The sequence below is a fragment of the Bradyrhizobium sp. BWC-3-1 genome, from assembly GCF_032917965.1.
GTDB lineage: Bacteria > Pseudomonadota > Alphaproteobacteria > Rhizobiales > Xanthobacteraceae > Bradyrhizobium > Bradyrhizobium canariense_D.
In genome coordinates, this window is sequence record NZ_CP136625.1 from 3,779,870 (window position 1) to 3,800,400 (window position 20,531).

At 59.3% G+C, this 20,531-nt stretch carries 29 protein-coding genes; all 29 read right to left on the reverse strand.

Annotated features, from left to right (window positions below; all coding sequences use genetic code 11):
- Positions 1–32: 32 nt before the first annotated feature.
- The 29 genes from RX329_RS18145 to RX329_RS18285 all read right to left on the reverse strand — a co-directional run bounded on the left by RX329_RS18145 (position 33) and on the right by RX329_RS18285 (position 20,496).
- Complete coding sequence (locus RX329_RS18145) at positions 33–1,733, reverse strand: hypothetical protein (protein WP_317246215.1); 1,701 nt, start codon at positions 1,731–1,733, stop codon at positions 33–35.
- A complete protein-coding gene (locus RX329_RS18150; protein WP_317246216.1) occupies positions 1,734–2,345 on the reverse strand; it encodes a phage tail protein I in 612 nt (203 codons plus the stop codon).
- Positions 2,338–3,234: a baseplate J/gp47 family protein gene (locus RX329_RS18155; RefSeq protein WP_317246217.1), complete on the reverse strand. Its 897-nt coding sequence runs from the start codon at positions 3,232–3,234 to the stop codon at positions 2,338–2,340. The genes RX329_RS18150 and RX329_RS18155 overlap by 8 nt, the downstream gene beginning before the upstream one ends.
- Positions 3,234–3,569, reverse strand: coding sequence for a GPW/gp25 family protein (locus RX329_RS18160; protein WP_317246218.1), 336 nt, complete (start codon positions 3,567–3,569; stop codon positions 3,234–3,236). Before RX329_RS18160 ends, RX329_RS18155 begins: the two co-directional genes overlap by 1 nt.
- Positions 3,570–3,627: 58 nt before the next feature.
- Positions 3,628–4,242: a phage baseplate assembly protein V gene (locus RX329_RS18165; RefSeq protein ID WP_317246219.1), complete on the reverse strand. Its 615-nt coding sequence runs from the start codon at positions 4,240–4,242 to the stop codon at positions 3,628–3,630.
- Positions 4,239–4,781, reverse strand: coding sequence for a hypothetical protein (locus RX329_RS18170; protein ID WP_317246220.1), 543 nt, complete (start codon positions 4,779–4,781; stop codon positions 4,239–4,241). Before RX329_RS18170 ends, RX329_RS18165 begins: the two co-directional genes overlap by 4 nt.
- Positions 4,778–5,332: a hypothetical protein gene (locus tag RX329_RS18175; protein ID WP_317246221.1), complete on the reverse strand. Its 555-nt coding sequence runs from the start codon at positions 5,330–5,332 to the stop codon at positions 4,778–4,780. The genes RX329_RS18170 and RX329_RS18175 overlap by 4 nt, the downstream gene beginning before the upstream one ends.
- Entirely contained in the window at positions 5,333–5,662 is a 330-nt protein-coding gene (locus tag RX329_RS18180; protein WP_317246222.1) for a hypothetical protein, read from the reverse strand. It lies immediately after the preceding gene.
- A 3-nt stretch (positions 5,663–5,665) separates the two neighbouring features.
- Positions 5,666–6,037 carry a hypothetical protein gene (locus RX329_RS18185; protein WP_317246223.1) on the reverse strand — a complete coding sequence of 124 codons (372 nt, stop codon included), beginning with the start codon at positions 6,035–6,037 and terminating at the stop codon, positions 5,666–5,668.
- 30 nt (positions 6,038–6,067) lie between these two features.
- On the reverse strand, positions 6,068–6,283 hold the full coding sequence (locus RX329_RS18190; protein WP_317246224.1) for a hypothetical protein: 216 nt from the start codon (positions 6,281–6,283) through the stop codon (positions 6,068–6,070).
- A gap of 77 nt (positions 6,284–6,360) precedes the next feature.
- Positions 6,361–8,367: a phage major capsid protein gene (locus tag RX329_RS18195; RefSeq protein WP_317246225.1), complete on the reverse strand. Its 2,007-nt coding sequence runs from the start codon at positions 8,365–8,367 to the stop codon at positions 6,361–6,363.
- Positions 8,364–9,962: a phage portal protein gene (locus tag RX329_RS18200; protein WP_317246226.1), complete on the reverse strand. Its 1,599-nt coding sequence runs from the start codon at positions 9,960–9,962 to the stop codon at positions 8,364–8,366. Before RX329_RS18200 ends, RX329_RS18195 begins: the two co-directional genes overlap by 4 nt.
- Complete coding sequence (locus RX329_RS18205; RefSeq protein ID WP_317246227.1) at positions 9,959–10,507, reverse strand: hypothetical protein; 549 nt, start codon at positions 10,505–10,507, stop codon at positions 9,959–9,961. Before RX329_RS18205 ends, RX329_RS18200 begins: the two co-directional genes overlap by 4 nt.
- 9 nt (positions 10,508–10,516) lie before the next feature.
- Positions 10,517–12,562, reverse strand: coding sequence for a phage terminase large subunit family protein (locus tag RX329_RS18210; protein ID WP_317246228.1), 2,046 nt, complete (start codon positions 12,560–12,562; stop codon positions 10,517–10,519).
- A complete protein-coding gene (locus tag RX329_RS18215) occupies positions 12,559–12,765 on the reverse strand; it encodes a hypothetical protein (protein WP_317246229.1) in 207 nt (68 codons plus the stop codon). Before RX329_RS18215 ends, RX329_RS18210 begins: the two co-directional genes overlap by 4 nt.
- Positions 12,741–13,823, reverse strand: a complete 1,083-nt coding sequence (locus RX329_RS18220) for a site-specific DNA-methyltransferase (RefSeq protein WP_317246230.1) — start codon at positions 13,821–13,823, stop codon at positions 12,741–12,743. The genes RX329_RS18215 and RX329_RS18220 overlap by 25 nt, the downstream gene beginning before the upstream one ends.
- A gap of 70 nt (positions 13,824–13,893) precedes the next feature.
- Entirely contained in the window at positions 13,894–14,400 is a 507-nt protein-coding gene (locus tag RX329_RS18225) for a terminase small subunit (RefSeq protein ID WP_317246231.1), read from the reverse strand.
- Between the two features lie 398 nt (positions 14,401–14,798).
- Entirely contained in the window at positions 14,799–15,341 is a 543-nt protein-coding gene (locus RX329_RS18230) for a lysis system i-spanin subunit Rz (RefSeq protein WP_317246232.1), read from the reverse strand.
- Positions 15,338–15,592, reverse strand: a complete 255-nt coding sequence (locus tag RX329_RS18235; protein WP_317246233.1) for a hypothetical protein — start codon at positions 15,590–15,592, stop codon at positions 15,338–15,340. The genes RX329_RS18230 and RX329_RS18235 overlap by 4 nt, the downstream gene beginning before the upstream one ends.
- Positions 15,589–16,107, reverse strand: coding sequence for a glycoside hydrolase family protein (locus RX329_RS18240; protein ID WP_317246234.1), 519 nt, complete (start codon positions 16,105–16,107; stop codon positions 15,589–15,591). The genes RX329_RS18235 and RX329_RS18240 overlap by 4 nt, the downstream gene beginning before the upstream one ends.
- A complete protein-coding gene (locus RX329_RS18245) occupies positions 16,100–16,351 on the reverse strand; it encodes a holin (protein ID WP_317246235.1) in 252 nt (83 codons plus the stop codon). The genes RX329_RS18240 and RX329_RS18245 overlap by 8 nt, the downstream gene beginning before the upstream one ends.
- Positions 16,352–16,804, reverse strand: a complete 453-nt coding sequence (locus RX329_RS18250; protein WP_317246236.1) for a hypothetical protein — start codon at positions 16,802–16,804, stop codon at positions 16,352–16,354.
- Positions 16,805–17,159: 355 nt separating this feature from the next.
- Positions 17,160–17,795: a hypothetical protein gene (locus RX329_RS18255; RefSeq protein ID WP_317246237.1), complete on the reverse strand. Its 636-nt coding sequence runs from the start codon at positions 17,793–17,795 to the stop codon at positions 17,160–17,162.
- Between the two features lie 114 nt (positions 17,796–17,909).
- Entirely contained in the window at positions 17,910–18,311 is a 402-nt protein-coding gene (locus tag RX329_RS18260; protein ID WP_317246238.1) for a hypothetical protein, read from the reverse strand.
- The gene (locus RX329_RS18265; RefSeq protein ID WP_317246239.1) at positions 18,308–19,072 is read right to left on the reverse strand and encodes a hypothetical protein; all 765 of its coding nucleotides are present in this window, start codon (positions 19,070–19,072) and stop codon (positions 18,308–18,310) included. The genes RX329_RS18260 and RX329_RS18265 overlap by 4 nt, the downstream gene beginning before the upstream one ends.
- The gene (locus RX329_RS18270) at positions 19,069–19,245 is read right to left on the reverse strand and encodes a hypothetical protein (protein WP_317246240.1); all 177 of its coding nucleotides are present in this window, start codon (positions 19,243–19,245) and stop codon (positions 19,069–19,071) included. The genes RX329_RS18265 and RX329_RS18270 overlap by 4 nt, the downstream gene beginning before the upstream one ends.
- A gap of 91 nt (positions 19,246–19,336) precedes the next feature.
- Positions 19,337–19,765, reverse strand: coding sequence for a hypothetical protein (locus RX329_RS18275; protein WP_317246241.1), 429 nt, complete (start codon positions 19,763–19,765; stop codon positions 19,337–19,339).
- 93 nt (positions 19,766–19,858) lie between these two features.
- Positions 19,859–20,134 carry a hypothetical protein gene (locus RX329_RS18280; protein ID WP_317246242.1) on the reverse strand — a complete coding sequence of 92 codons (276 nt, stop codon included), beginning with the start codon at positions 20,132–20,134 and terminating at the stop codon, positions 19,859–19,861.
- A gap of 41 nt (positions 20,135–20,175) precedes the next feature.
- Positions 20,176–20,496, reverse strand: a complete 321-nt coding sequence (locus tag RX329_RS18285) for a hypothetical protein (RefSeq protein ID WP_317246243.1) — start codon at positions 20,494–20,496, stop codon at positions 20,176–20,178.
- Between the last annotated feature and the right edge of the window lie 35 nt (positions 20,497–20,531).

Genomic DNA, 20,531 nt, shown 5'->3' on the forward strand with positions numbered 1-20,531 from the left:
TATAAAAGATCGCCGGTTTGCAATTTGCTATGTCACAGGACGATGTACGAAAAACTAAATTGATAGTTTGTCGCGCTGGTCGTGCTGGGGGCCAGATGGAATGACGCTTTGTCGGTCGATGCATTGCCATTGATGTGGCCCATCGACATGGCGTTGCCGAAGATGCCGCCAAACGTCCCTGAAAGCTGAGTTGATGCGGTCAGGTTCGACGGCACGGGAAGCGTTAGATCTAATGCGGTTGCCGTATTTGCGGCGGTCGCCGTGATATCGATGCTGCCGTGTACAGTGACCACGTTGCCGTTGCGCGTCCAATATGCCGCGTATGGCGTCGCTGCTGCTGCGTTGGCGCCAAGCGTTGCAGTAGGCGTGTAAGTGCCGTTGCCAGACACGCTATCTGGAACCCATCCAGTGCCGGTAATGTAACGATAGGAAGATGGACTGCCAGCTGCCGGGTTGTTGACAATATATCGGTCGCCAGTTGACCACGGACCAGAAGCCGGTGGCGGCGATGCGCCGTGCACAACTGAACGGCCAGCGCTAACGTCGTTCAAGTTTCCGAAGCCGTCGATACGGAAAATATTTCCAGCTGCCGGAATCTTGGCGAGGTCAGCGCCAGGCAGTCGGAATTCGTTACGCGTCGAAAGATTGTCGCTGACGGCGATCCATTGCGTATTCGCGTTGTAGTAAATCGCGTCTACGATGAACAGGTTATTGTTAGTATTCGCTCCGACGAGGTTAAACCCGTTGGTGTTGGCGAGCGTGTGCAACTCCAGACAATGAATGTGGTACGTGTTTTGGACGTTGTGCGCCGTGCCTACCGATTCAGAATAGACGTTGAAGGCGCAGAAAGTCTGGTACGTAATGTTGAATACGTTATTTTCCCACTCCAGGTTGCCAGACTTGGAGTAGATGCCGTAGGTGCTGTACCAAAGAGTATTGATGTTGAAAATGTTGGTGCCGACGTGGAAGCCATCAGAAATATCACCGTTGATAGAACGAATGAACCCCTGGACGAAGAAGATATTTACTTTCAACTGGCCGATGTACTGCCCAGCGGCGGCGCTGAAGCCCAGTCCATAACCATAGCGCGTATCGGTGCCGCCATAGTTGAAGTTAAAGCCGGTCAGGGCGTAGAGGTTGATTACCTGCCCTTCTACAAGTGCGTTTGTGTAGCCGATTGTCAGCAAATTAGCCAATGCGTTCGACGCGGCTTTCAGCGTCGTGCGTGGCGCGTCGATGTCGCACAGAATAGGCGTCAGCGCACCAGGCGTAACAAGGCAGGTGCCTGGCGGCAGGCGAAGAACTTTGTATTGACCGTTGACGAGCGTGTTGCAGTAGGCAATCGCCAGATTCAGCGCGGCGGTGTCGTTGGTCGTGCCGTCAGCAGTAACGCCGAAGTCAGCACCATCCACAACTTCGCGCAGCTTGGCCTGCACGGTGCGAGCAACTGCACCAGTGCCTGCCTGGATGAACCCAGTGAACACTTTAATGATATACGAGGCAATCGCGGCCAGGCCAGCAAGGGCCCATTCTCCAGTCTTCTTAAATGCCCACGTTTCAGTTCCGTCCAGCGACGCTGGCGCTTCCTGGTTGTCGGGGTTCAGTGCTTCAGTCCGGTTCATCAGCGCCTGCGCCTGCAGGTTCATCGGGCCACCTGGGCCGCCCAGCGCTTGCGTAGTGGTCGGCAGCTCAGGGACATTATCCCAGCCAGGTGTGGGGTTCAGGTTCGGCATTTAGTTAAACACTCCATCAAGATTTTGCGAGCCGTCCAGTTGCCAGTCGCCGTCAAGAAGCAGCGGCGATCCGGCGTGCGGCTCATATGTCACTGTGATTTCGCTGCCTGTCATCGACACGCCAGCGGTGATTAATTGCGACTTCGTGGTGATCGTCGGAATAACCGTTTCAAGGTGCGAACGCAGGTTCTTCGTGGAATCGACCACCGAGAGAACGTTTGCCAGGTCGCCGTCGCTGATGCCGACTTGATCCACGTCCAGGTGCAGCAGGAACGTGTATTCAGGTCCAGGCGGCGACTGGTTGAACCACTCCTGCACCTGCGCGCCGAAACCCAGCGATCCCAGCGCGCGCTTCACTGCGCCAATGGTGCCTTTGCGCTGGTGGACGAAAACGGAATCGCGGATCGTTTGGCGCTTCTGTTCATCGGTCCAGCCAGACTGCCAAGCGTCAACGGAAAATTGATGCGCAAGCCACGGCAGCAGGACAGCAGGGCATGCGCCTGGGTCTTTCGATTCGCGCACCAGAACAGGAACATCAGAAATGCGCGAAGTCGCGCCTTCCATGGCGCGTTCCTGCACCGTTGCGTTCGATGGCAGCAGGGTGTCACTCACCAATGCCACCATTCGTCAGCGTGATGGCTGTGCAGCGCGCCGCTTCGTTCCAGTCCGCAACGATATCGGCAGTTGGCTGTGTCAGTGTCACGTTCTGCACGCCATCCTGGTGCAGCGCGTGATAGATTGCGGACAGCGTGATGTCACGGCCCAGGCGCATACTGGATTCGGTGTAAGCCTCGATTGCCGCCTGCGCTGCCGCCATGACCACGCTTGCGTCAGGGCCGCTGTATGTCTTGATGGTTGCAACGACGGTGTACGGCAAGATGACGGCAGCCTGCACGGTCACGTTATCGGTCATCGGGCGCACGTCGTCGCCCAGGGCCGCAGTAACAGCGGCCAGAAGTTCCGCTGATGCAACGCCATCATCCACACGGGACAGGACGGCGACGCTGACAGCGCCAGGCGTCGGGCTTGTCGCTGCAGCATCCAGCACATCAGCATCAGCACTCAGAGCGTGGAACAAGTAAGCGCCTTCCGGCCCGGCCGTGCTGAAGCCTTCGAATGCCAGCTGCACGCGACGGCGCAGCGCTTCGTCGCTTTCATAGGTAGGTGGCACAGGCGGGATTGCATCGGGGTTGCCAGCATCCAGCAGCAGGCGCTGCACGTTGTAGTTCGCAGCGATGTTGTCCAGGTCTGCGTCAATTGCGTAGGCCAGCGTCGTGGCTTTGATGGATTCGTTGACGCGTTGTCGCAGCAGGAATTCGCGATAGGCCGCCACTTCCAGCACTTTGTGCGCAGGGTCTGATTCGACCATGGCGGAAAACGACGGATCGCGCGCCACCAGGTCAGCCACCATCGCCGCCAGGATAGTTTCAAAATCCAGCGGTTCTACAGCATCAGGGAAGGGCAGCTGCGACAGGTCAACAGCGGTGAAATTACTTGCCATTAGCTTTTCTTGATAACGATGCCATCCAACGTCACCACGCTGCCGTCAGGCAGATAGTCGCCAGTCACGTCCAGTTCGACGCTGCCAGGCGATGCGGTGACGACATTGATTTTCTTCACGCGAAAGCGCGGCTCCCATTTCGTGATTGCCGTCACGCCCGCAGCGATGATTTTTGTAATGGTTTCGCGGTTAATGGGCGCATCGATCAGGCGCGGCAGTTCGCTGCCGTAGTCGCGACGCATCACGCGCGTGCCAATCGGCGTGCGCAAGATATCGGCGACGCTCTGGCGCATGTGGTCCAGGCCGCCAAGTCGCTTGCCATTCGATACGTTCATTCCGTCCATGCTGCCATTGTCGGCGGCATGGACGGAATGTTCCTCTGGTGGGTTTTCCTTACGCCTGCGCCGCCGTGGTCGGTGCCGTCGCGCCCTGGGCGGTGTGGTGGTGCGTCTTCAGTCCGATGGCGTCTGCAACCACGTCGGCCCCAGTTACGGTGACGTTGCCGCCGTCAATCGCTGCGCCGCCGTGGCCAGTAATCAGGCCGTCCACGGTCAGCGCCTGCGTGCAATGAACCAGTGGCGTGACCAATTCCACCTTCGTTTCGGCGTTCACGGTGGCGGTCTTGCAGTTCACGATTACCTTGCCGTCGCCCGCCACGGTAACGGTCAGCGTGTTGCTGACGCTGTCGTATTCCACCGTGCTGCCATCGGGGTACACGGTGGTTTCCTTATCCTTGCTGGTTGCTGGCGCTGGGTGGTCATCCTGATAGATCGCAGGCCCGATGATGGCCTGGCTGGTGTCGCCATAAGGTGCGAACACCAGGCGCTGTTCGCCAGGGCGAGGGGCGGACCAGGTACGGGTCGCGCCAGCGCGGCTTTCGCCCCACGGCAGCCAGTCGGTCGTCAGGCCGCCAACTTTCATTTTCACGCGGGCGTTCGCTTCGTCCAGTTGGCCCACGACGCCGACGCGGATCATATTCGCCAGCAGGCGTTCGATTTCCGCGCTCATGGTGGCGAAACCTGCGTGTAGTCGTCTTCGTGGCCAGTGCCGATGTCAGGGGAAATGCCAGTCCATACGGTCGTCGGGATTACGCCATCATTCGTCCACACGCTTTCGCCCAGGTGAACGACTTGCCGCCATTCGACGCACCACACTTCGTATTTGTCCAGTTCCGGCTTGAAGTCGCTGCGGTATGCGTGGATCGCTTCAGGTGGCCCCATGCGCGTGACGATGCGGCGCAAGTCCTTGTGAATGAACTGCGCCAACGCTGCGGCTAGCACGCGAGCCGACAGCTTCGCCTGTGGCGTGCGGAAGCCAAGGATCAGGTCGGCTTCGAATCGGCAGCGGACGGCCAGTTGGTCGGTTCCAGGGTCAACGTCGGGCGCATCTTCGAATTCCGGCATGTCCAGCAGGCAGGCTGGCGTCGGTACAGCGTCGCGGTCTTCGCGGTAGAATTCGACGGTTTGCAGGTCGGGGAATTGCGCCTGGATGGCGTCCGCGATGCGCGTGTGGAATTCCTCGATTGAAATTGCGGTGTCTGCGTTCATGCTTCGCCCAGCTTGTATTTCACGCGGGCCGTAAGATCGCGCTGAAAGTTCTTCCAGAAAATCTCTTCGGTCTGCACAAAAATTTGGTCTTCGATCACCACTTGCGCGCGGTCGCTGACGGCCAGTTGCTGTTCGATGATGTGCAGGCGGCCTTTGCCTTCACGCTTGAAGATGGTTTTTCGGTTCTTGAATTTGCTTTTTGCGACAAATCCGCCTTTGAATTCCTGGCCGCGAAAACTCACGCCATCGCCGCCACGCTTCGGTGTTCCCTTGAACCAGCTTACTGGCATGTCGTTGATGCCGAACCACAGCTGCATGCCGTCGCCACCAGAAACGCGCAGCTTCAGCGACTTCAGGCGCTTGCGCAGCATGTTGATGGCACGCAGGGCCAGTTCGTCTTTCAGCTTGCGGGCCGCCATGGTGCGCAGTGCAGTTGCAGTGCGAGCCAGGGCGCGGTGCAGTGCGAACTTCACCTGCTTTTCGGTTGCGCCCAGGTCCATCACCAGCTGGTCCATGCCGGTGGCGTCGATTTCGAAGTGCAGCAGGCTCATTTACGCCCGTGACAATTCCAGCTGCGCCATTCCGTCGCCCAGCGGCTGCGGGCGCGTCATGATATCGTAGGTTACGGTGCCGCCGTTCTTCGGCAGCGTTGCAACCAGACTGTCGCCTCGCTTGATGCCAGTACAGCGATTAAGCGGCAGTTGGAAAGTCGGCACAGTCGTGTCTTCCACGAATTCGCCCTTGCGCGCTTCCAAGTACGGGTCTTCCAGGATTCCGGTCACGTCACGCGTCCCGCCAGCCTGGAACTGGACGACGGCGGGCACGGCGAAATCGCCCGTGTCCATGAATTCGTCCAGGTTATCCCAGGCTGGCGAGGTCACGTTTTACGCGCCTTTTTTGCCGGTGATGGTCACGCCGAAGGTAACAGCAGGGGTGCTGCCGCCCAGGGTGTTCACGACTTTGACGAACTGCTTCAGGCCGTCAACGTTGCGCAACTTCGACTGGAAGGATGCGCCACCAGCGGTGGTGATCTGGTCGAATGCAATGCCGCTGTCGGTGTAGGTGCCGCCGCTGGTGTCGCAGTGGGTCAGCTTCACGTCGGAGGTTTGCGCCGCGCCTTCCATGGCGGACGAATTCAGTTCGAACAGGACTTCGCCAGTGAAGGCGGAAAGGTCAACGGCGGCGCTGGTGTCAGTCGCTGTGATGCGCTTGGACGGTGCCACAACGGCCTGGCTCAGATTTGCGATAACTTGCATGGTGTTTTATTCCTCAGTGGGATTTTGAAATTACTTCTTTGCCTTGGCCTTCGGCTTGTCTTCGCCGTCAACTTCGTCTGCCTCGACTTCCGCAGGCGCTTCGTCGGCTACAGTCGCCAGTTCGGCCTTGCCGCGCAGGATCAGGCCCTTTGCGTGATCTTCAGGCGCTTCAATGATGCTGCCAGCCTTGGCAATCTTGCCGTCCACGACAATGGCGGCGGTCAGTTTGATGTTTGCGGTTTTCATTTGGTTGAAATTCCTTCGTTCGCTTCAAAAAAGGGCGACGCTTGGCCGCCCTTTCTGGTTCACGTCAGCCGCTAGGCTTACGAAACGGTGTCGCTGCCGTAGCAGATGGATTCCAGGCGACGCAGCGCGAAGTCAACATCCTGGAACACAACGATACGAGTGCCGCCCGACTTCGACAGGCTGGACGTATCCACGATCATGTCCAGGCCGCCCCACATCGCAATCAGGAAGTCCGCGAAGTTGCCGAAGAACATATCGCCAGCGTTCACCTGGTTGGTCACTTCGGTGCGGTAGCCGTTGACGGTGTTGCCCGGTTCCCAAATGGTGGTTTCGGTGCCGCTGCCAAACTTCGGCGTGGTCTTCATCCAGCCGCGCAGGCGGGAGTGCATCAGGTAGGCCATGCTGCCGATGTCCGCGTTGTCGGCGGCAATCTCGGTTTCCATGGCAACCAGTTCCGCGAAGGTCGGCTTCTGCGCGGTGGCGAAGTCAACGGCGTTCATGCCGTTGTAGTTCTTCAGACCACGCGGCTGGTACTGGGTGCCAGTGCCGTAAATGGCGGCGATGTCAATTGCCTCGCCCACGGCGTCGGACAGGTCCTTGCGCACCAGGGCTTCAGCATCAGGCGAAGACTGGCTCAGCAGCTTGCGGGTGATGTCGATGTAGGCCGCAACGGTCTTCGGGGTGATGGTGATCTGGCCGAAGTCCATGCCGGTTTCGGTCGCGTCCTGACCTTCACCCAGCCAGTAAGCCTTCGCGCGGTCGGTCTTCTTCGGGATGTCCATGGAGCCAATCAGGCCGGACATCACGGTGGCCAGGCGCATCATCACCGAACGGTTCTTCAGCTGGTCGATCCACGAAGTGGAAACGGTGTGCGGGACCAGGTGCGCGCCGGACTGGCCAGTGCCAGGGACACCGCCAGCATTGAACACGCGGGAGGTTGCGCCCAGCACGTCGGCAGGGATCAGGATGCCCTGCGCGGTCTTGCCGGTGGCGCGCTGTGCGTTTTCGGAGCATTCGAATTCGAAGGCTGCGGCTTCGCGGTCAGCGCGGGTCGCGTTCGGATGCAGAGCACGGGCGGCGCGCAGGAAGCTGAAGCGCGACACGTCTTCGGCGGACATGCCGATTTCAGCAGTGCGGTTCTGCTCGTTCAGCGGCTTGTTGGTGCGCTGGTTGAAGCGCTCCAGCAGGGCGTCCTGCATGTCCTTTTCGGACTTGTTGTCACGCACCATCTGCGCGGCCAGGTCGCGGGCGTCGAACTTGTCGCCCAGTGCCAGGATGGCATTGGTGCGTGCGCGTTCAGCGTCAGCGCCCATGTTGCGCGAATGAGTATCCGCGCCTGCGGCTTCGATGATTTCGGACGCGCCGACATCCTTGCCGTTTTCGTCCTGCGCAACGCGGCACATGTTGCCCTGGGCGTCGCGGAAGTAGCGATATTTCATAAGTTTTTGTTCCTCGGTAGTTGCCCGCGTTGCTGCGGAATCGTTGATGCTGGTCGCATCATCCGGTGTTTCTTTCGGCTGTTCCTCTGGTGGGTTTTCCAGCGAACGGCCAATGCCCACCGTCGGGTCGGCAGGCACGCTGACAGGCGAAATTTCGAACGGCTCCCAGTCGATGACGCGGAACACGTCCACGTCTTCGCGTTCCTCGATCAGCTTCAGGCCGTGGACCATGTAGCCAACGCTGACTTTCGACACGATGCCGTCTGCGATGTCCTGCAGAAGCTGTTCGCCAGCCGCCGACTTACTCAGGCGGATGACGGCGCGGCCAACCCCGTTTTCAATGCGCGCCGATTCAACGACGCCCCGCTGGTCGTCCCAGTTGTGATTCCAAAGGACAGCAGCCCCGTCCTGCAGGCGATCCATGCGGACTTCGCCAGGTGCGTGGCCCAGGATTTCGATGCCGAACCAGCGGCGGTATTCCAGTTCACTGGAAAACGACAGTTCAACAGTGCGCGCTTCGATATCGACGGCGCCCACGCTTGCCTGGCGCTGCTGAGGCTTCTTCGCTAGTTCTGCCATGCGTTGCACGGCCTTGCTGGCCGCGCCTTCCTGCGCGTCTCGCGTCATCAGGTGTCGGATATTCATTCGGTTGCTTTCGGTTGCGGTTTTGCTGCTGGCGCTGGTGGCTTCGGTTGGATGCCAAAGCCCATCTTCACCAGGTCCATTGCTTCTTCTTTGCTGAACCCTTCAGCCTCCAGCGCGTCCACCTGGGCGCGCATGTCGCGGGCCGTTTCGATCCACACTGTTTGTGGGTCGCTGCCTTGCTCGCGGATGATTTCGCCTGGCGACTTCAGGAAATTGTTTTTCGACTCCACAGCGGCGTCGACGTCGGCGCGCGGGTCGATCCACTGCCAGCGGCGCGGCTGCCAAGAAACCTCGCTGTACTGGTCAATCTTCGACGCCTGCAGCGGCTTGTTTTTGTAGGCGATGCGACCAGCCACCAGCGAGTAAGCCAGCCAGGCTTCGAAGACTGGCTGCACCAGTTCTTCGGTCAGCCATTCCTGCAGTTCTTTCCAGTATTCGCGGCTGTCCAGCGTGCCCTGGCGGATGCTGCTAAAGTTCACGCCTTCCAGGTCGGCGGCCAGTTCGTTGTACGGAACGCCCCAGCCCGCAGCGATGCCGCGCAGGGTGTGCTTCGTAAACGGCAGGAACTCGCCAGACGATGCCGCAGGTGCGAACGTTTCGATGTGCGCACCACGCGGCAAGATGCCGAACGTGCCAGGGTCTGCGTCGATTTCTGGCGGGTTTTCTTCGTCGTAATCAGGGCCGTCAGTGTCCTTGTCGAACGCAATCCAGCCCATCTTCGACGCGCTGATGCGCTGGCCGATCACGGCGGCTTCTTCGTAGCCCTGCAGATTGCGCAGGCGCAGCAGGCCAGTGGCCATCCACGGCAGGCCGCGCTTCTGACCTTCCATCTCATCCACGAAGCCGTGAATGATCTGGTCGGCAGGAATGCGCACGTGCGCGGTGCCGCCATAGACGAACTGCTGCTCGCTTTCGTCCGTGGTCGTGAAGTAGTAGGCCACTGGCCGCCCGAAGCGGTTGAACTCGATGCCAGCGCGGACGAAGTTACTTCCGCCGTTCAGGCGCTGAACATCCAGGGTGACAGGGCATCGCTGGGCGTCGATTGTCTGCAGCGCAAAACCCCACGGCCCAGCGTCGGCGCCGTAGATCTTCCGCACGAAGAATTCGCCGTCTTTCGCGGCAGATTGAACGCAGCCAGCCTGCACAGCGCGCCAGCTTTTCTTGCCGGTGACGGTGCAGTTCTTGCGGTGGCCCCATTCGCACCATGCGTATTCAATTGCCTCGTTGGCTTCTTTGTCCAGCTTTCCGCGCGCGCTCCTGGACTGCGCCTGCAGCATCACGCCAGAGGGGCCGACGATATTCTGACGGCACATGCGCATGAACGCGCGTGCATGGTCGTTGTTGGCCACCATTTCGCGGGACCGCGCCACCAGAGCAACCTGGTTGCGTGACACGATGTCGTCAGCGGTCAGCGGCGTGCTGCCCCAGCTTTTCGTCAGGCGGTCGGATTGCGCCGATGCGAACATGCGAGTTGCTGCACGCGTTGCGGCGCGCGCCGCCTGGCGCAGTCCGCGTTCTGGTCGGTTGTCGGCCAGTGGCGCGGCTGCAGATACAGCAGCCGCTGGCGCACTGCGTTTAAACAGGTTGAAAATCATTTGAGCCTTACGCGGACTTCGCGCCCGAATACGTTGCCGCCACGTGCAGCGGCATCTTCAGCGCGCACGCGGGCCAGGTAGGTTTGTTCAAGCAGCAGCAAGTCCTTCAGCGGCGTGCGCCACAGTTCGCGCGGGCCGTTCGGCGTGCTGATAAGGTATCGCTGCTGGTCCTGCGTCGCGCGTTTCTCGATAACCGCGCGGATGTTCTCCAGGACGATGCGGTTATGGCTGCGCATGTCGCCGCCAGCAGGCAGCTGCGCAACGTCGGCAAGAATTTCTACGGTGCCCGCGTCAACCTCGATCACGACGCCATCGGCAGACACGCGGGCGCTGTAGACGTAAAGACCTGGCGTCCATGCTGCAGTAGTGTCGGCAGATGCTTCCAGCTTGTGCTGAACGCCGTCAGCAACGCCTGCAAGGTCGATGACGGACGGACCACGCAGCGACAAAGACAACTGCCAGCCCGTCGCCGGGTAGCATGTCAGTGTCACCAGCTTGGAAAATGTCAGGCCAGCACTAATTTTTGCTGGAAGAATGTCGTTCACGTATGCCCATCACCAGTTATTCACGAAATTGCGTCGCTTCGTCGCCTTCGCAGGCGCAGACTGACGCACCTGTGCAGTTTGAACGACACGCTTCCGTTGTTCCTCTGGTGGGTTTTCCTGCTGCTTTTCAGCTGGTTTTTCGGGCGTTTTTGCTGGTTTTTCGGCGGTTTCTTCCGGTTTTTGCAGCCATTTTTCGCGCGGAATAAGGACTTTCAGGCGCTCCGCGATCTTCTTCAGATTGGGCTGCGTGATCTTCAGTGCCGCGTATGCGTAGACGCGGCAGTCAAGTGCCTCATTTCGCGCCTTTGGTGCCTTGTGCCACTCGCGCACTGGCTGGCCCTTCACGTAGCGAGTAATCAGCTTTTCTGCCGTGATCTGCTTGTAAAATTCTTCGTCGCGATCCGCAGGGATATGACAGTAACCAGGACCAGGCTTTGCCTGCGCCAGGCGGCGCATCACCATCAGCTTGGCTTCGTCAGTGCCGACAATGAACAGGTCAACCTTCCTGCGCTGCTTGCCGGACTGTCGGCGCTGCGGTGCCTGCACAATCGGAATGCCCCAGCCGCCCATGCCCTTGCCAGCAAACAGGCGGCGTCCAGTCTTGCCCTTGGCGTATTCGTAGGCGCGCTGCGTGTGGCCAGCGGTGCCGCCAGTGTCCAGCACGGCGGAACTGATAGACAGTAGCGCGCCGCTTTCGTGGCGGAATTCTTCTGCCAACAAGTCGTCTAGGTCGTCCCACACGTCCTGCTGCATGGTATCGCCCCACAGCACGCGATAATCAACGCTCCACGATTCCTCACCGACGCCCCAGGCGACAATCTCCGCTTCCAGACGGTCGTTCTGCATGTCGATGCCAGCGGTGATGTACGCGCCACCAGCTGGCACTTGCACTTCGTCCTGCACCCAGTCTTCCAGCTGCGCGCGGCCCTGCAGCGTGGTCGGGTCTGCCTTCTCTCCAGTTTCTTCGAACGTTTCCGCCAGGCTGACGTTCTGGAACGACTGGATGTCGCCCACGGCGATTTTGTCCAGGTACGACTGCACGATGTCGCGCAGGCGGCGGAACGTTGAAAGCATTTCAGGCGCGTGGAACGACGCGTGGCCCTTGAACGGTTTTGCGGCCTTCCATCCGTGCCCCAGCTTTTCTGCGTTGCGGATTGCCGCGATGCGCTGGCCGTCATCCCACAGGCAGCCGCAATGCTCGCAGGAATACATCGCCGTTTCCGGCTGATGCTCCTGGCCCACGTCCTGTTCCCATTCCTTGATTTCCGTCGAACGGCGGCCTTCCCAGCGGACGTTCGCCCACTTGAAATATTGCGGTTCGTCGCAGTCAGGGCAGCCGACATAATAGCGGCGCTGGTCGCCTTCTTCGAATCCGGTTTCGATGCGCGATGCGCCTTTGACGGTCGGCGTGCTGCTGCGTGTGTTCAGCGCCTGGTCGCCAAACGTGGCGGCGCGCTGCGACAGCAGTTCGACGGGATCGCCTTCAGGTGTTGCGTCCATGCCGTCCACTTCGTCGGCCTGCGTGATAGGCGCGGAACGGCCCCGCAGGGTCTTTGGCGAACCGGCCCAGCTGAACATAAGCCAGCCGCCGACATACGAAATGATGCGGCTGTTGTTGACGCCTTCGCGCCCGCGCTGCTTCGCCATCTTGTCGGCAATGGCAGGGTTCGCGTCCAGCATCGGGCGCAGCTTCGTTTCTAGGAATGTCTGCACGTCGCCCTGGGTCGGCTGCACCAGGATTTGGGAACGTGGTTCGTGCGCGATGAAATACCCGGTGATGCACTGCTGCACGGTCGTCTTGCCCAGCTGCGCGCCGGTCATGTAGTCGATGCGGCGGATGCCAGGGATTTTGATCGCGTCCAGCATGCCGCGCTGATACGGCGCGTTGTCGAAGTCGATAGGGCCGGGGATCGCATTGCCGACTGGGATGCGCACGTTTTCCATCGCCCATTCGGATGGCAACATGTCCTTCGGCGGGATCAGGTTCACGGCGGCGCGGCGGATGGCGGCCAGTACGGCTTCCGCGTTACGGAAGGCTTCGGCAATTATAGTCATGTTCGGCGGTTGAATAATCGGCGCATGGCGTAACTGCGCGCCAGGCTAAAGGCAGTGAAGCAAGCCGCGATGCCCAGGTGTTGGCCCGCGCTGGCAACGATGCCGAACGCGGGCAGGATGACGGCCTGCGCCGCCACGGCCACCAGGTAGCCGATGGCGGTGTTGGCAATGGCTTCGATTAAGCTGCTGCGGCGTGATTGCATACGGCGTTGTCGTTGGCGGGCTGCGGCATGGCGTCAGCGATGCGTTGCTGCGAGTCAGCGAAGTGATGCGCGGCCATTTCGCAGCCGATGAAATTACGGCCCAGCTTCACGGACGCAATGCCGGTGCTGCCAGTGCCCATGAAGGCATCAAACACGACAGCGCCAGGTCGTGTGCTGGCCGTGATGATGTGTTCCAGCATGGCAGCTGGCTTCTCGCATGGATGCTTGCCAGCGTATGGCTGCACAGGCGCGAATGTCCACAGGTCTGTGTGTGGCGTCTCGGCGGTGACTGCGAAGGGGCGGCGCAAATATTCAAGCGCGGCGGCGGAGCGGTCGAAGTCCGCCTGCAGCGCGTCGAACTGGGCGCGCACGTCCGCGTAATCCATGGGAAGACTGTCAGCCGCATCACCATGCTGGCGCATGACGGCGCGCATTGATTCGTAGTGCGTAGCGGTCGGCAGTTGCCACTGGGATGATCCAAAGTACCTGGACGATGCCATGCCGCTTGGCGCGAAGCCCATCAGCTTGTTCACTTCGTGCTTGTCCAAGCCGGAACGCTGCAGTTCGCCGTCCATGTAGGCGCGAAGCGGCGCGAAGGTCTTGGCCTTCAGTTTGTCCAGTTCGCCGCGATAACCAGGCTGGCCTTTTGGTTCGAACAGTTCAGCGCCACGATGTTCCGCAAACAGAACTGCCTCCCATGGCTGCAGATATGTACGCAGGTCTTCCTTGCGCTGTTTCCTGTGCCACCCGCTTTCCTTGTACCAGCGGATGCTGTTCAGCACGTCGAACCGCTGCGCGATCAGCGTTTCTACGCGCGTTGCCATCTGCGGGCTGGCGAACAGGTAAATGCTGCCGTTCGGCTTCAGGATGCGCTGGAATTCCTGCAGCACAGTGTCCAGCCAGGCTAGGAATTGCTGCGGCTTGGCCCACTGGTTGTCCCAGGGTTCGTCTTTCACCTTGAAGTAAGGCGGGTCGGTCAGGATTAGGTCAACGCTGTTGTCCGCCATGCCGCGCATGGTGTGAAGGCAGTCGCCAAGGTGTAGTTCGAGCCGGCTCATAAACGCTTCCATGTAGTGAAAGCGTCATCTTGAACGGCGCTGGCTCGCTGTTCCTCTGGTGGGTTTGCCGTTAGTCGTCGCCCTCGCTGTCATCGTCTTCGTCTTCCAGGGTCAAGTCGGCTTCGGCAGCGGCCTGCAGCGCCAGCGTCAATTCCTTGCGCAGCTTGTCCTTGAAAATTGTTTCATCGGTTTCGCCCAGCAACTGGATTACGCAGCGCTGCGGCACGTTCATGACGTTGGCGCGGATTTGCGCGAAGACTTTGGCCTGGGCGCGTTCGAAATCGCGGACGGGCGCAACCTCGCCTTTCTTCTTCGCCAGTTCCAGTTCAGCGGTCAACATCTTGGCCTGGGCCGTCCGCTTTTCGATGGCGGCCAGGTCGTCCGGTGCGCCGGCGTTGGCGTCGGCGGTGGCCCGCTCGATGCGCCATCGTATTACATCTGCCAGGTCGAAAACCCATTCAACGCCACGGCTGCCGCGCTGCCCCACTGGCATGCCGTCTTTTACCCAGCGGTCAATGGTTGGAAGGGAAACGCCTTGTGCTTCGGCAAGCCCGCTTCGGTTCAGTTTCAGGCCCATGCTTTATTGCTTTTAGTAATGATAAATTGAGTTTTTAGAACCCACGCAGATATGGAAAGGCGCGGAGCTTATGCCCCCGCTAAGGGTGGGGGGCCTCGGAAGGACCCGTTGTTGCAAACAAACAACAAAAATGCGCCATCATGGTGCGTCTCCCTCGTCTGCCGCGATGTGCGAACGCGTCGTGCGATTGACGATGTGCCACACGTGTGTGCGCCCGACTTGCGGGTACTTCGCTCGCAGTTGAGCCAACGACATCAGCCCATGGTCATAGTCCCAGCGGATAGCTGCCACGATGGCATCAGGTATGCTGGTCGGCCTGCCTGCCCATCCAGTACGGCGTGGCCGTGGTGCGGGCTGCATGTCCGCCAGCGTTGGCATGGTCAGGTAGTCAGCCAGCATCATTGCCCCTTGCGATCAGCACGCACCACGCCCTGGCAGCTGCGCAGCTGGTCCGCTACGCTGTCGGCTTCGTCGGCGAGTTGAACAAGAATTCCCGCATCCTCTGTCCGAAGGTTGAGGGACGCGGCTTCATCACGCTTGCTGGCGCTGGTGCCAGCTGGGGCGGTTGTGCCCCTGGTGCGCTGGCATGTGGTGAACTTGTCGCGCAGCCCGACAGCGCCAGCGCGCAGGTCAGCAATAGTGCGGTTTGAAATAGCTTCACGTTCGGCAATCTCCTGTTGGTGCTGTTGGTCAATGGCCGCCATGTCGGCGACGTGCTGCTGTTCCAGGCCGCGATAGCGCAGCTGCTCGGCGGCCAGCGCCTTACTGTTGTCCGCATCGTGCTGTGCAATGACGCGCTTGTAATGCTCTGCGGTCACATCAGCGCCGAAGCTATAGGCCGCCCACAACGCCGACAGGACAGCAGCCACGGCCAGCACATAAGGCAAAAGACGAAGCCACCATGGCTTCGTCGCTGTTTCGATTGTGTCCAGCACGCTCATTGAATGCGCCCCTTGACATGGATAGGCGATACCAGCACGCGGCCTGCGGGTATGAAGTAGGCCGCCAGGTCAAAAGACTTGTCTGCCAGCCAGCACCATGCATTCAGCAGCGGGGCTTTCGGCGTTGCCGCTCCCACGCGTTCGTCGCTCACATCAGCGAACCAGGCAGGAACGCCAAACAGCGTACCCTCATGCGTCAGGCCCACGGCCAGCGCGCGGGCTTTGGTGATGTACAAATAATCTCGAATCATTGCGCCCCCATACATTTATCAAATCGCTGCTTCTGACGTACCCACACGCCCCAGCAGCGCCTATTCGGCTGGCCATTAACCAGCGTGCTGCAGTCATACCCAGCAGCGAACCTGTACCGCAGCAGCGACTTGCAAGCCGCCGCATACTTCCCATCCATCAGATAACCGCGCATGCTCGATTGCCGCCAGTTGCCGATGCCATACTGCCCGGTGAAGTCCAGGTACGTGTCGTATTCCTCCTGGTACAACTCCACACCAGGCAGCGACGCCCTGAACTTCGCTTCGTCTTTCGATGCGAGATTTCGGGCCAGCTGCACAGCACGCGCCCTGGTGATCGTGTCGCCCATCTGTACACGGCTGCCGTCTTCATACGTGGTCGAACCATACCCAATCGTCGGCACATCGCCCTGCGTCGGGATTTCAGCCTTCGGCGCAAACCCTTCGCTGGCCTGCCACGTTGCAAATGCTGCCGCGCTGATGGACAGCACAGCAACAGCAATCCGCTGCTTACTCATGATGCGCGCCTTCGGCGTGCAACAGCCTCATGCGCTCATTGTGTTCTTCCTGCTGCCTGAGATCCTCGCGCAGCTTGAAAAACACATTCACTACCAGGCCAATGATGGCCACCAGGATGCCGATAACTATCCCGGCTTCACTTGTCGCCAACCAGCCCAGCACACTGGATGCTGACCCGGCATAAGTGACCTTGGACCCAATCGCAGCAACTGCTGCGTCTACTGTTTCGTGCTGTCGTTCCATTTATGCGGCGGCCTCATTGTTGACCTCCGCATTATCGTTCGATGCCACAGGGCAAACCTCTGGTGGGTTTTCCTTCGCCAGGTTGCGCACATGCCGCTCCGACACGCCGATAATCGCCGCCACGTTCACGGGCCGCATCCCAGCGCGCACCATGGACAGAATCGACTGGTCACGAAATGCGCGATGAATGTTTGCGCACGAAGCCGGGTACATAATTTCCCCGCCGAACGCTTCGCACATCTTCACCGCGTCAATGTAGCCCAGCGTCTTAACCAGGAAGTGGTCCAGGCCCAGCCGCTTCACGGTCGGAACGTACATCACCAACGTGGAATTCTTCGCGCCGGGGTAACGTTTATCGCGACTGTACGACCTCGGAAGCTTGCCAATCAGCAATAACGCTTTGTCACGCCCGATAACGTCAGCTATCTCCTGAACACTGGCAGGCAATTCCATGTTGGCATCCGTGAAATGTGAATGCCGAATTGTAATATAGGCGCGTGGAAATAAGTAGATTCAGGAAATGTTTTCTGTGTGTTGTTGCTGACCAACAGCATGACCACTGACAAGCACAACACCATTTTCTATAAAAGGTACGACCTATGTCTGGTGGTAGTGGTGGTTATCTCGTGTGTGCTACTACCACCACTACTTGATAGCATGCCTTTTTCTTTTAAAACCTTGTCATAGATAGTAGTTGGTCATCAATATAATAAAATCATAGACTTACAGATGACCATCTAATTTCATCGCTGACTAAGTTGGTCATTGGTAGGGCAATAAAAAAACCGCCCGAAAGCGGTTTGCTCGATCAGCGAAGACCAACTATGAAGTGGTCGCGGTCCTGCGGCACCTTCCGATCCTTGAGTGCCCAATTGACGATGTGGTGATCTTTGATGTTGTCGCTGCCGCCGATTGCTTTGGTAATCTCTTGAACAGTGAACGTCCCCTGATATTGAGACAGGAAATAGTCCACCCGCGATGCAAGCGGAATGTTTGGATGAAGTGGGTTTTCGTGTTCATCTTCTTCATCATTTGCAGCGCCTGAATGAACTTCCTTCGCCGGAATAGCGAAAACTGTCTGCCCATTGCTTCGCGACGGCTCGCCAACGATCTCGCGCAACCATACGCCAGCCTGGCGGGATGCGGCGATGTCCGCAGTGCGGCCCAGCGCCTTCAGGATCACGCTGGATGATACTTTGCGACCAGCGAACTGCGTCAGTCCGTCGATGAACCACTGCGGCGCATCCACGCTGCTGCCTGCACTGGCTGGTAGTGATGGCTTCTGCACTGCTACAGCATGTGCACTTCCGGTAGCTACTGGCGACAGCTTTTCGTCGATGTAGCACAGTGTCAGTAGCGTATTGTAGGGCACATGGTCAGTGCCATGCGTAGCGATGAAGTCATGCGCAGCCTTTTCTGCGCGCTTGAAAGTAGCAATATCCATAGTTTGTAGCAGTCCTATAGTGGTTGTAAGTGCATATGCACTGCTACAATTATACACTACTACTACTGCTACATGCACTGCTACAAAAGAAAACCCGCACACGGCGGGTTCTGGTCACATCATCAACGCATCAAACGGCGTCGGCGTTCGGCCTTTCAGTTTCACCAACTGGCGCTTCAGCCGCTGCTTCGCCGTCATCTTGGCTCTGATGTGCGGGTAGTCTTCCGACTTGCGTAGTCGCTTGCGGTATCGCTGCTGCACTTCCGTCCTGGTCAGCGCCTCAAGCTTGCATGGCGCATCACGCCCTGGTCCCGCATAGAACACGGGAACGATGCCGCCTGGTCCCTCTGTGCGCTGCCACTTGCCGACGTGCGCCCACCCACACGCGCGCAGGTCTTGAATCCAGTGTTGCACAGTTGCCTTCGGTGCGTCGATGCGGTCGGCCATGTCCTTCAGTGTGCCAGGCATGGCCTGCAGGGCAATCTGCGTGCGGTCGTGGCGGTAGACTTTGGTCACGCTGCGCCTACAGATTTCAGTGTCTGGCGGATCGTTTCCAGCGCGCCTGACAGCGTGCGCACCTGGTCCCGCAGTTCTTCTGGCTCTAGATAGTTGGGGCCGCCGTCTGCGTCCATTGTGCGCGCCTGGCCTGGCTTGCCGTAGGTGGACAGAATGGGCAGTAGGTGAAGCATTTCGTTCAAAGTGAACGTGAAGAACTTTTCATCAACGCCAGTCCGGTAACGCTCCAAACGATCATCCTTGACCTGCTGGCAAACTCGCTTGATCCACTCCAGAACTTCCGACTGCGTGGCCTGATGTATGGCTTCTTCCGCTTCCGCCTTCGCGTACTCCTTCCAGTCAGGCTCCTGGCCGTCGTTGCTGAACACTGGCGCGGCGTGATTCCACAGCATGGGCGCACCGTTCGCCTGGTCCACAGCCTTGCGCCATTCCACCACAGCATCCATTACATGGTCGCGGCGGATTACATCGTGGCCGCTCAGTTCGCACACGGAGCCGATAGCGCACAGCTGTGCGGTCGCCTTGAAGCCTGCCTCGTTCAGCGCCTGCACCTGGCGTCGTTGCGCCTCCACAGCATCCACCAGCGCCAGCACGTCGGCCACGTCCAGCATGTATTCATCGCCGCCAGGGGAAACGATGCGCGATATGTTCGTGGATCGCGGCAGATAATTTGCGGTTGCTCCCAAGTAATCCCGCACACGCCCCGCAGCCTCTTTCAGTTTGGTATCCATAAATCCTTTCGGTTGTTGAAGTGATTTCATTGCCGTTTCATGCAGGTATAGCCGCGTTCGGTCTTCACTGGCGTGCCGCCACACTTGCGGCATTCGTCGTTTTCCTTGCCTTGGTTGATGCCCGAAGCGATGGCAATCAGCATAATCGTGACGAACAGCGCGACAAGCGCGACACCGATCATTTTTTCGCCATCGTGGCTCATTTCGCACCCTCCTGCGCCCGCACCATCCTGCAATACAGCCGCACAGCCAGCGCCAGCACCACGCACACCACGACGACAGCCACCAGCGGCATCATGCTGCACCCGCTGCGGCCAGTGCCTTGTCGATGTCCTGGATATCCGCAGTGGCCTCGGATTCGCGGAACCCGGTCCCGTCATCGGTGAAGTGTTCAATGCTTTCGCGGGCTGCTTTAAGCGCTTCCACCAACTGTCGCGTCTGGTCGCGCAGCTTCGCCAGTTCAGCATCCTGCTGCCGCAATTCCTCTGCGCCATCCATCCAGTTCTGTTGCGCCGTCTGCATGTCTTCGCGCATGCGTGCGAGTTCGTCCCGCAGCGCGTTGTTGTCGGCCACCAGGTCGTCATGCGCATTGACCGCCGAAATAATTTCATCGGCAGCATCCCCGTCGCCTTTTTTGAAAACCATCGCGACGTATTCGTTAGGCGGCTCCAACGTTGCCAGCATCTTCATGCCGCCAGAAGCATACGCTATGCAGAGTTTCATAAATCCCTTTCATTGCGCGCTAGCCCCATGCCGACGCCTTCAACGATAAAGCCGCGTCGTGCGCGGCGTGGGGTGGTGCTGGGTTGTAGCTGATTAGGCGGCAGCAGCGTGCGCCAGTAGCGCGGCCATCAGTCGGTAACTGCCGGTCAGGTCAAGGAACTTCATTGCTGCGCCCTGGGCCTTGTAAGGCTGGTCACGTTCCAGTTGTTCGGCGGTGGAGCTGGTGCATTCCCAAGCACGGGCGGAATCCAGGCCCATTGCTTTGCATGTGTCGAAGCCAGCCTGGCGCGCATCCGGTGGAATCGGCTTGCCCATTGCGTTAAACGGATTCAGCGCCGGTTCGGTCGGCTGATTGATGTGTTCGGCCATGATGCCCTTTCGTTGATGCGCCCCGAAGGGCGCGGGTTGGTTTAGGCGGCGGTCAGGTAGGTGTTGCCACCTTCGCGCTTCACGCGCTTGCCCATGGACAGGACGGCTTCCGGCGATGCCTTATAAGTCTTGCCCATGTAGTTTTGGCGCAGCAGCTTGGATGCGCAGATAACGCCGACGTTCAGGATTTCGCCGCACTCGCTTTCCAGACCAACAGCGCGGGTCAGATTGGTTTTGCCGCAGCAGTCGCAAACCGGATAGTCGGTATTTCCCAGCACTTTGTATTTCGCGCCCTTGATGAATTCTGCTTTAGCCATGATGTCTTGCCCTTTCATTCCCGCCGCGCCAATCGCTGCGTCCATGAACAACATTCTACCGCAGGTTTATATGCGTGTGT

What these genes read in the sequence shown, in the direction of transcription:
- RX329_RS18165 (WP_317246219.1), bottom strand. Translation starts at nt 4,242, where the DNA reads ATGAGCGCGGAAATCGAACGCCTGCTGGCGAATATGATCCGCGTCGGC.
- RX329_RS18155 (WP_317246217.1), bottom strand. Translation starts at nt 3,234, where the DNA reads ATGGCAAGTAATTTCACCGCTGTTGACCTGTCGCAGCTGCCCTTCCCT.
- RX329_RS18200 (WP_317246226.1), bottom strand. Translation starts at nt 9,962, where the DNA reads ATGATTTTCAACCTGTTTAAACGCAGTGCGCCAGCGGCTGCTGTATCT.
- RX329_RS18190 (WP_317246224.1), bottom strand. Translation starts at nt 6,283, where the DNA reads ATGAAAACCGCAAACATCAAACTGACCGCCGCCATTGTCGTGGACGGC.
- RX329_RS18230 (WP_317246232.1), bottom strand. Translation starts at nt 15,341, where the DNA reads ATGAGCGTGCTGGACACAATCGAAACAGCGACGAAGCCATGGTGGCTT.
- RX329_RS18235 (WP_317246233.1), bottom strand. Translation starts at nt 15,592, where the DNA reads ATGATTCGAGATTATTTGTACATCACCAAAGCCCGCGCGCTGGCCGTG.
- RX329_RS18270 (WP_317246240.1), bottom strand. Translation starts at nt 19,245, where the DNA reads ATGAGCCACGATGGCGAAAAAATGATCGGTGTCGCGCTTGTCGCGCTG.
- RX329_RS18280 (WP_317246242.1), bottom strand. Translation starts at nt 20,134, where the DNA reads ATGGCCGAACACATCAATCAGCCGACCGAACCGGCGCTGAATCCGTTT.
- RX329_RS18175 (WP_317246221.1), bottom strand. Translation starts at nt 5,332, where the DNA reads ATGAGCCTGCTGCACTTCGAAATCGACGCCACCGGCATGGACCAGCTG.
- RX329_RS18255 (WP_317246237.1), bottom strand. Translation starts at nt 17,795, where the DNA reads ATGGATATTGCTACTTTCAAGCGCGCAGAAAAGGCTGCGCATGACTTC.
- RX329_RS18215 (WP_317246229.1), bottom strand. Translation starts at nt 12,765, where the DNA reads ATGCAATCACGCCGCAGCAGCTTAATCGAAGCCATTGCCAACACCGCC.
- RX329_RS18185 (WP_317246223.1), bottom strand. Translation starts at nt 6,037, where the DNA reads ATGCAAGTTATCGCAAATCTGAGCCAGGCCGTTGTGGCACCGTCCAAG.
- RX329_RS18265 (WP_317246239.1), bottom strand. Translation starts at nt 19,072, where the DNA reads ATGAAATCACTTCAACAACCGAAAGGATTTATGGATACCAAACTGAAA.
- RX329_RS18170 (WP_317246220.1), bottom strand. Translation starts at nt 4,781, where the DNA reads ATGAACGCAGACACCGCAATTTCAATCGAGGAATTCCACACGCGCATC.
- RX329_RS18195 (WP_317246225.1), bottom strand. Translation starts at nt 8,367, where the DNA reads ATGAATATCCGACACCTGATGACGCGAGACGCGCAGGAAGGCGCGGCC.
- RX329_RS18160 (WP_317246218.1), bottom strand. Translation starts at nt 3,569, where the DNA reads ATGAACGTATCGAATGGCAAGCGACTTGGCGGCCTGGACCACATGCGC.
- RX329_RS18285 (WP_317246243.1), bottom strand. Translation starts at nt 20,496, where the DNA reads ATGGACGCAGCGATTGGCGCGGCGGGAATGAAAGGGCAAGACATCATG.
- RX329_RS18145 (WP_317246215.1), bottom strand. Translation starts at nt 1,733, where the DNA reads ATGCCGAACCTGAACCCCACACCTGGCTGGGATAATGTCCCTGAGCTG.
- RX329_RS18210 (WP_317246228.1), bottom strand. Translation starts at nt 12,562, where the DNA reads ATGACTATAATTGCCGAAGCCTTCCGTAACGCGGAAGCCGTACTGGCC.
- RX329_RS18245 (WP_317246235.1), bottom strand. Translation starts at nt 16,351, where the DNA reads ATGGAACGACAGCACGAAACAGTAGACGCAGCAGTTGCTGCGATTGGG.
- RX329_RS18250 (WP_317246236.1), bottom strand. Translation starts at nt 16,804, where the DNA reads ATGGAATTGCCTGCCAGTGTTCAGGAGATAGCTGACGTTATCGGGCGT.
- RX329_RS18225 (WP_317246231.1), bottom strand. Translation starts at nt 14,400, where the DNA reads ATGGGCCTGAAACTGAACCGAAGCGGGCTTGCCGAAGCACAAGGCGTT.
- RX329_RS18240 (WP_317246234.1), bottom strand. Translation starts at nt 16,107, where the DNA reads ATGAGTAAGCAGCGGATTGCTGTTGCTGTGCTGTCCATCAGCGCGGCA.
- RX329_RS18275 (WP_317246241.1), bottom strand. Translation starts at nt 19,765, where the DNA reads ATGAAACTCTGCATAGCGTATGCTTCTGGCGGCATGAAGATGCTGGCA.
- RX329_RS18220 (WP_317246230.1), bottom strand. Translation starts at nt 13,823, where the DNA reads ATGAGCCGGCTCGAACTACACCTTGGCGACTGCCTTCACACCATGCGC.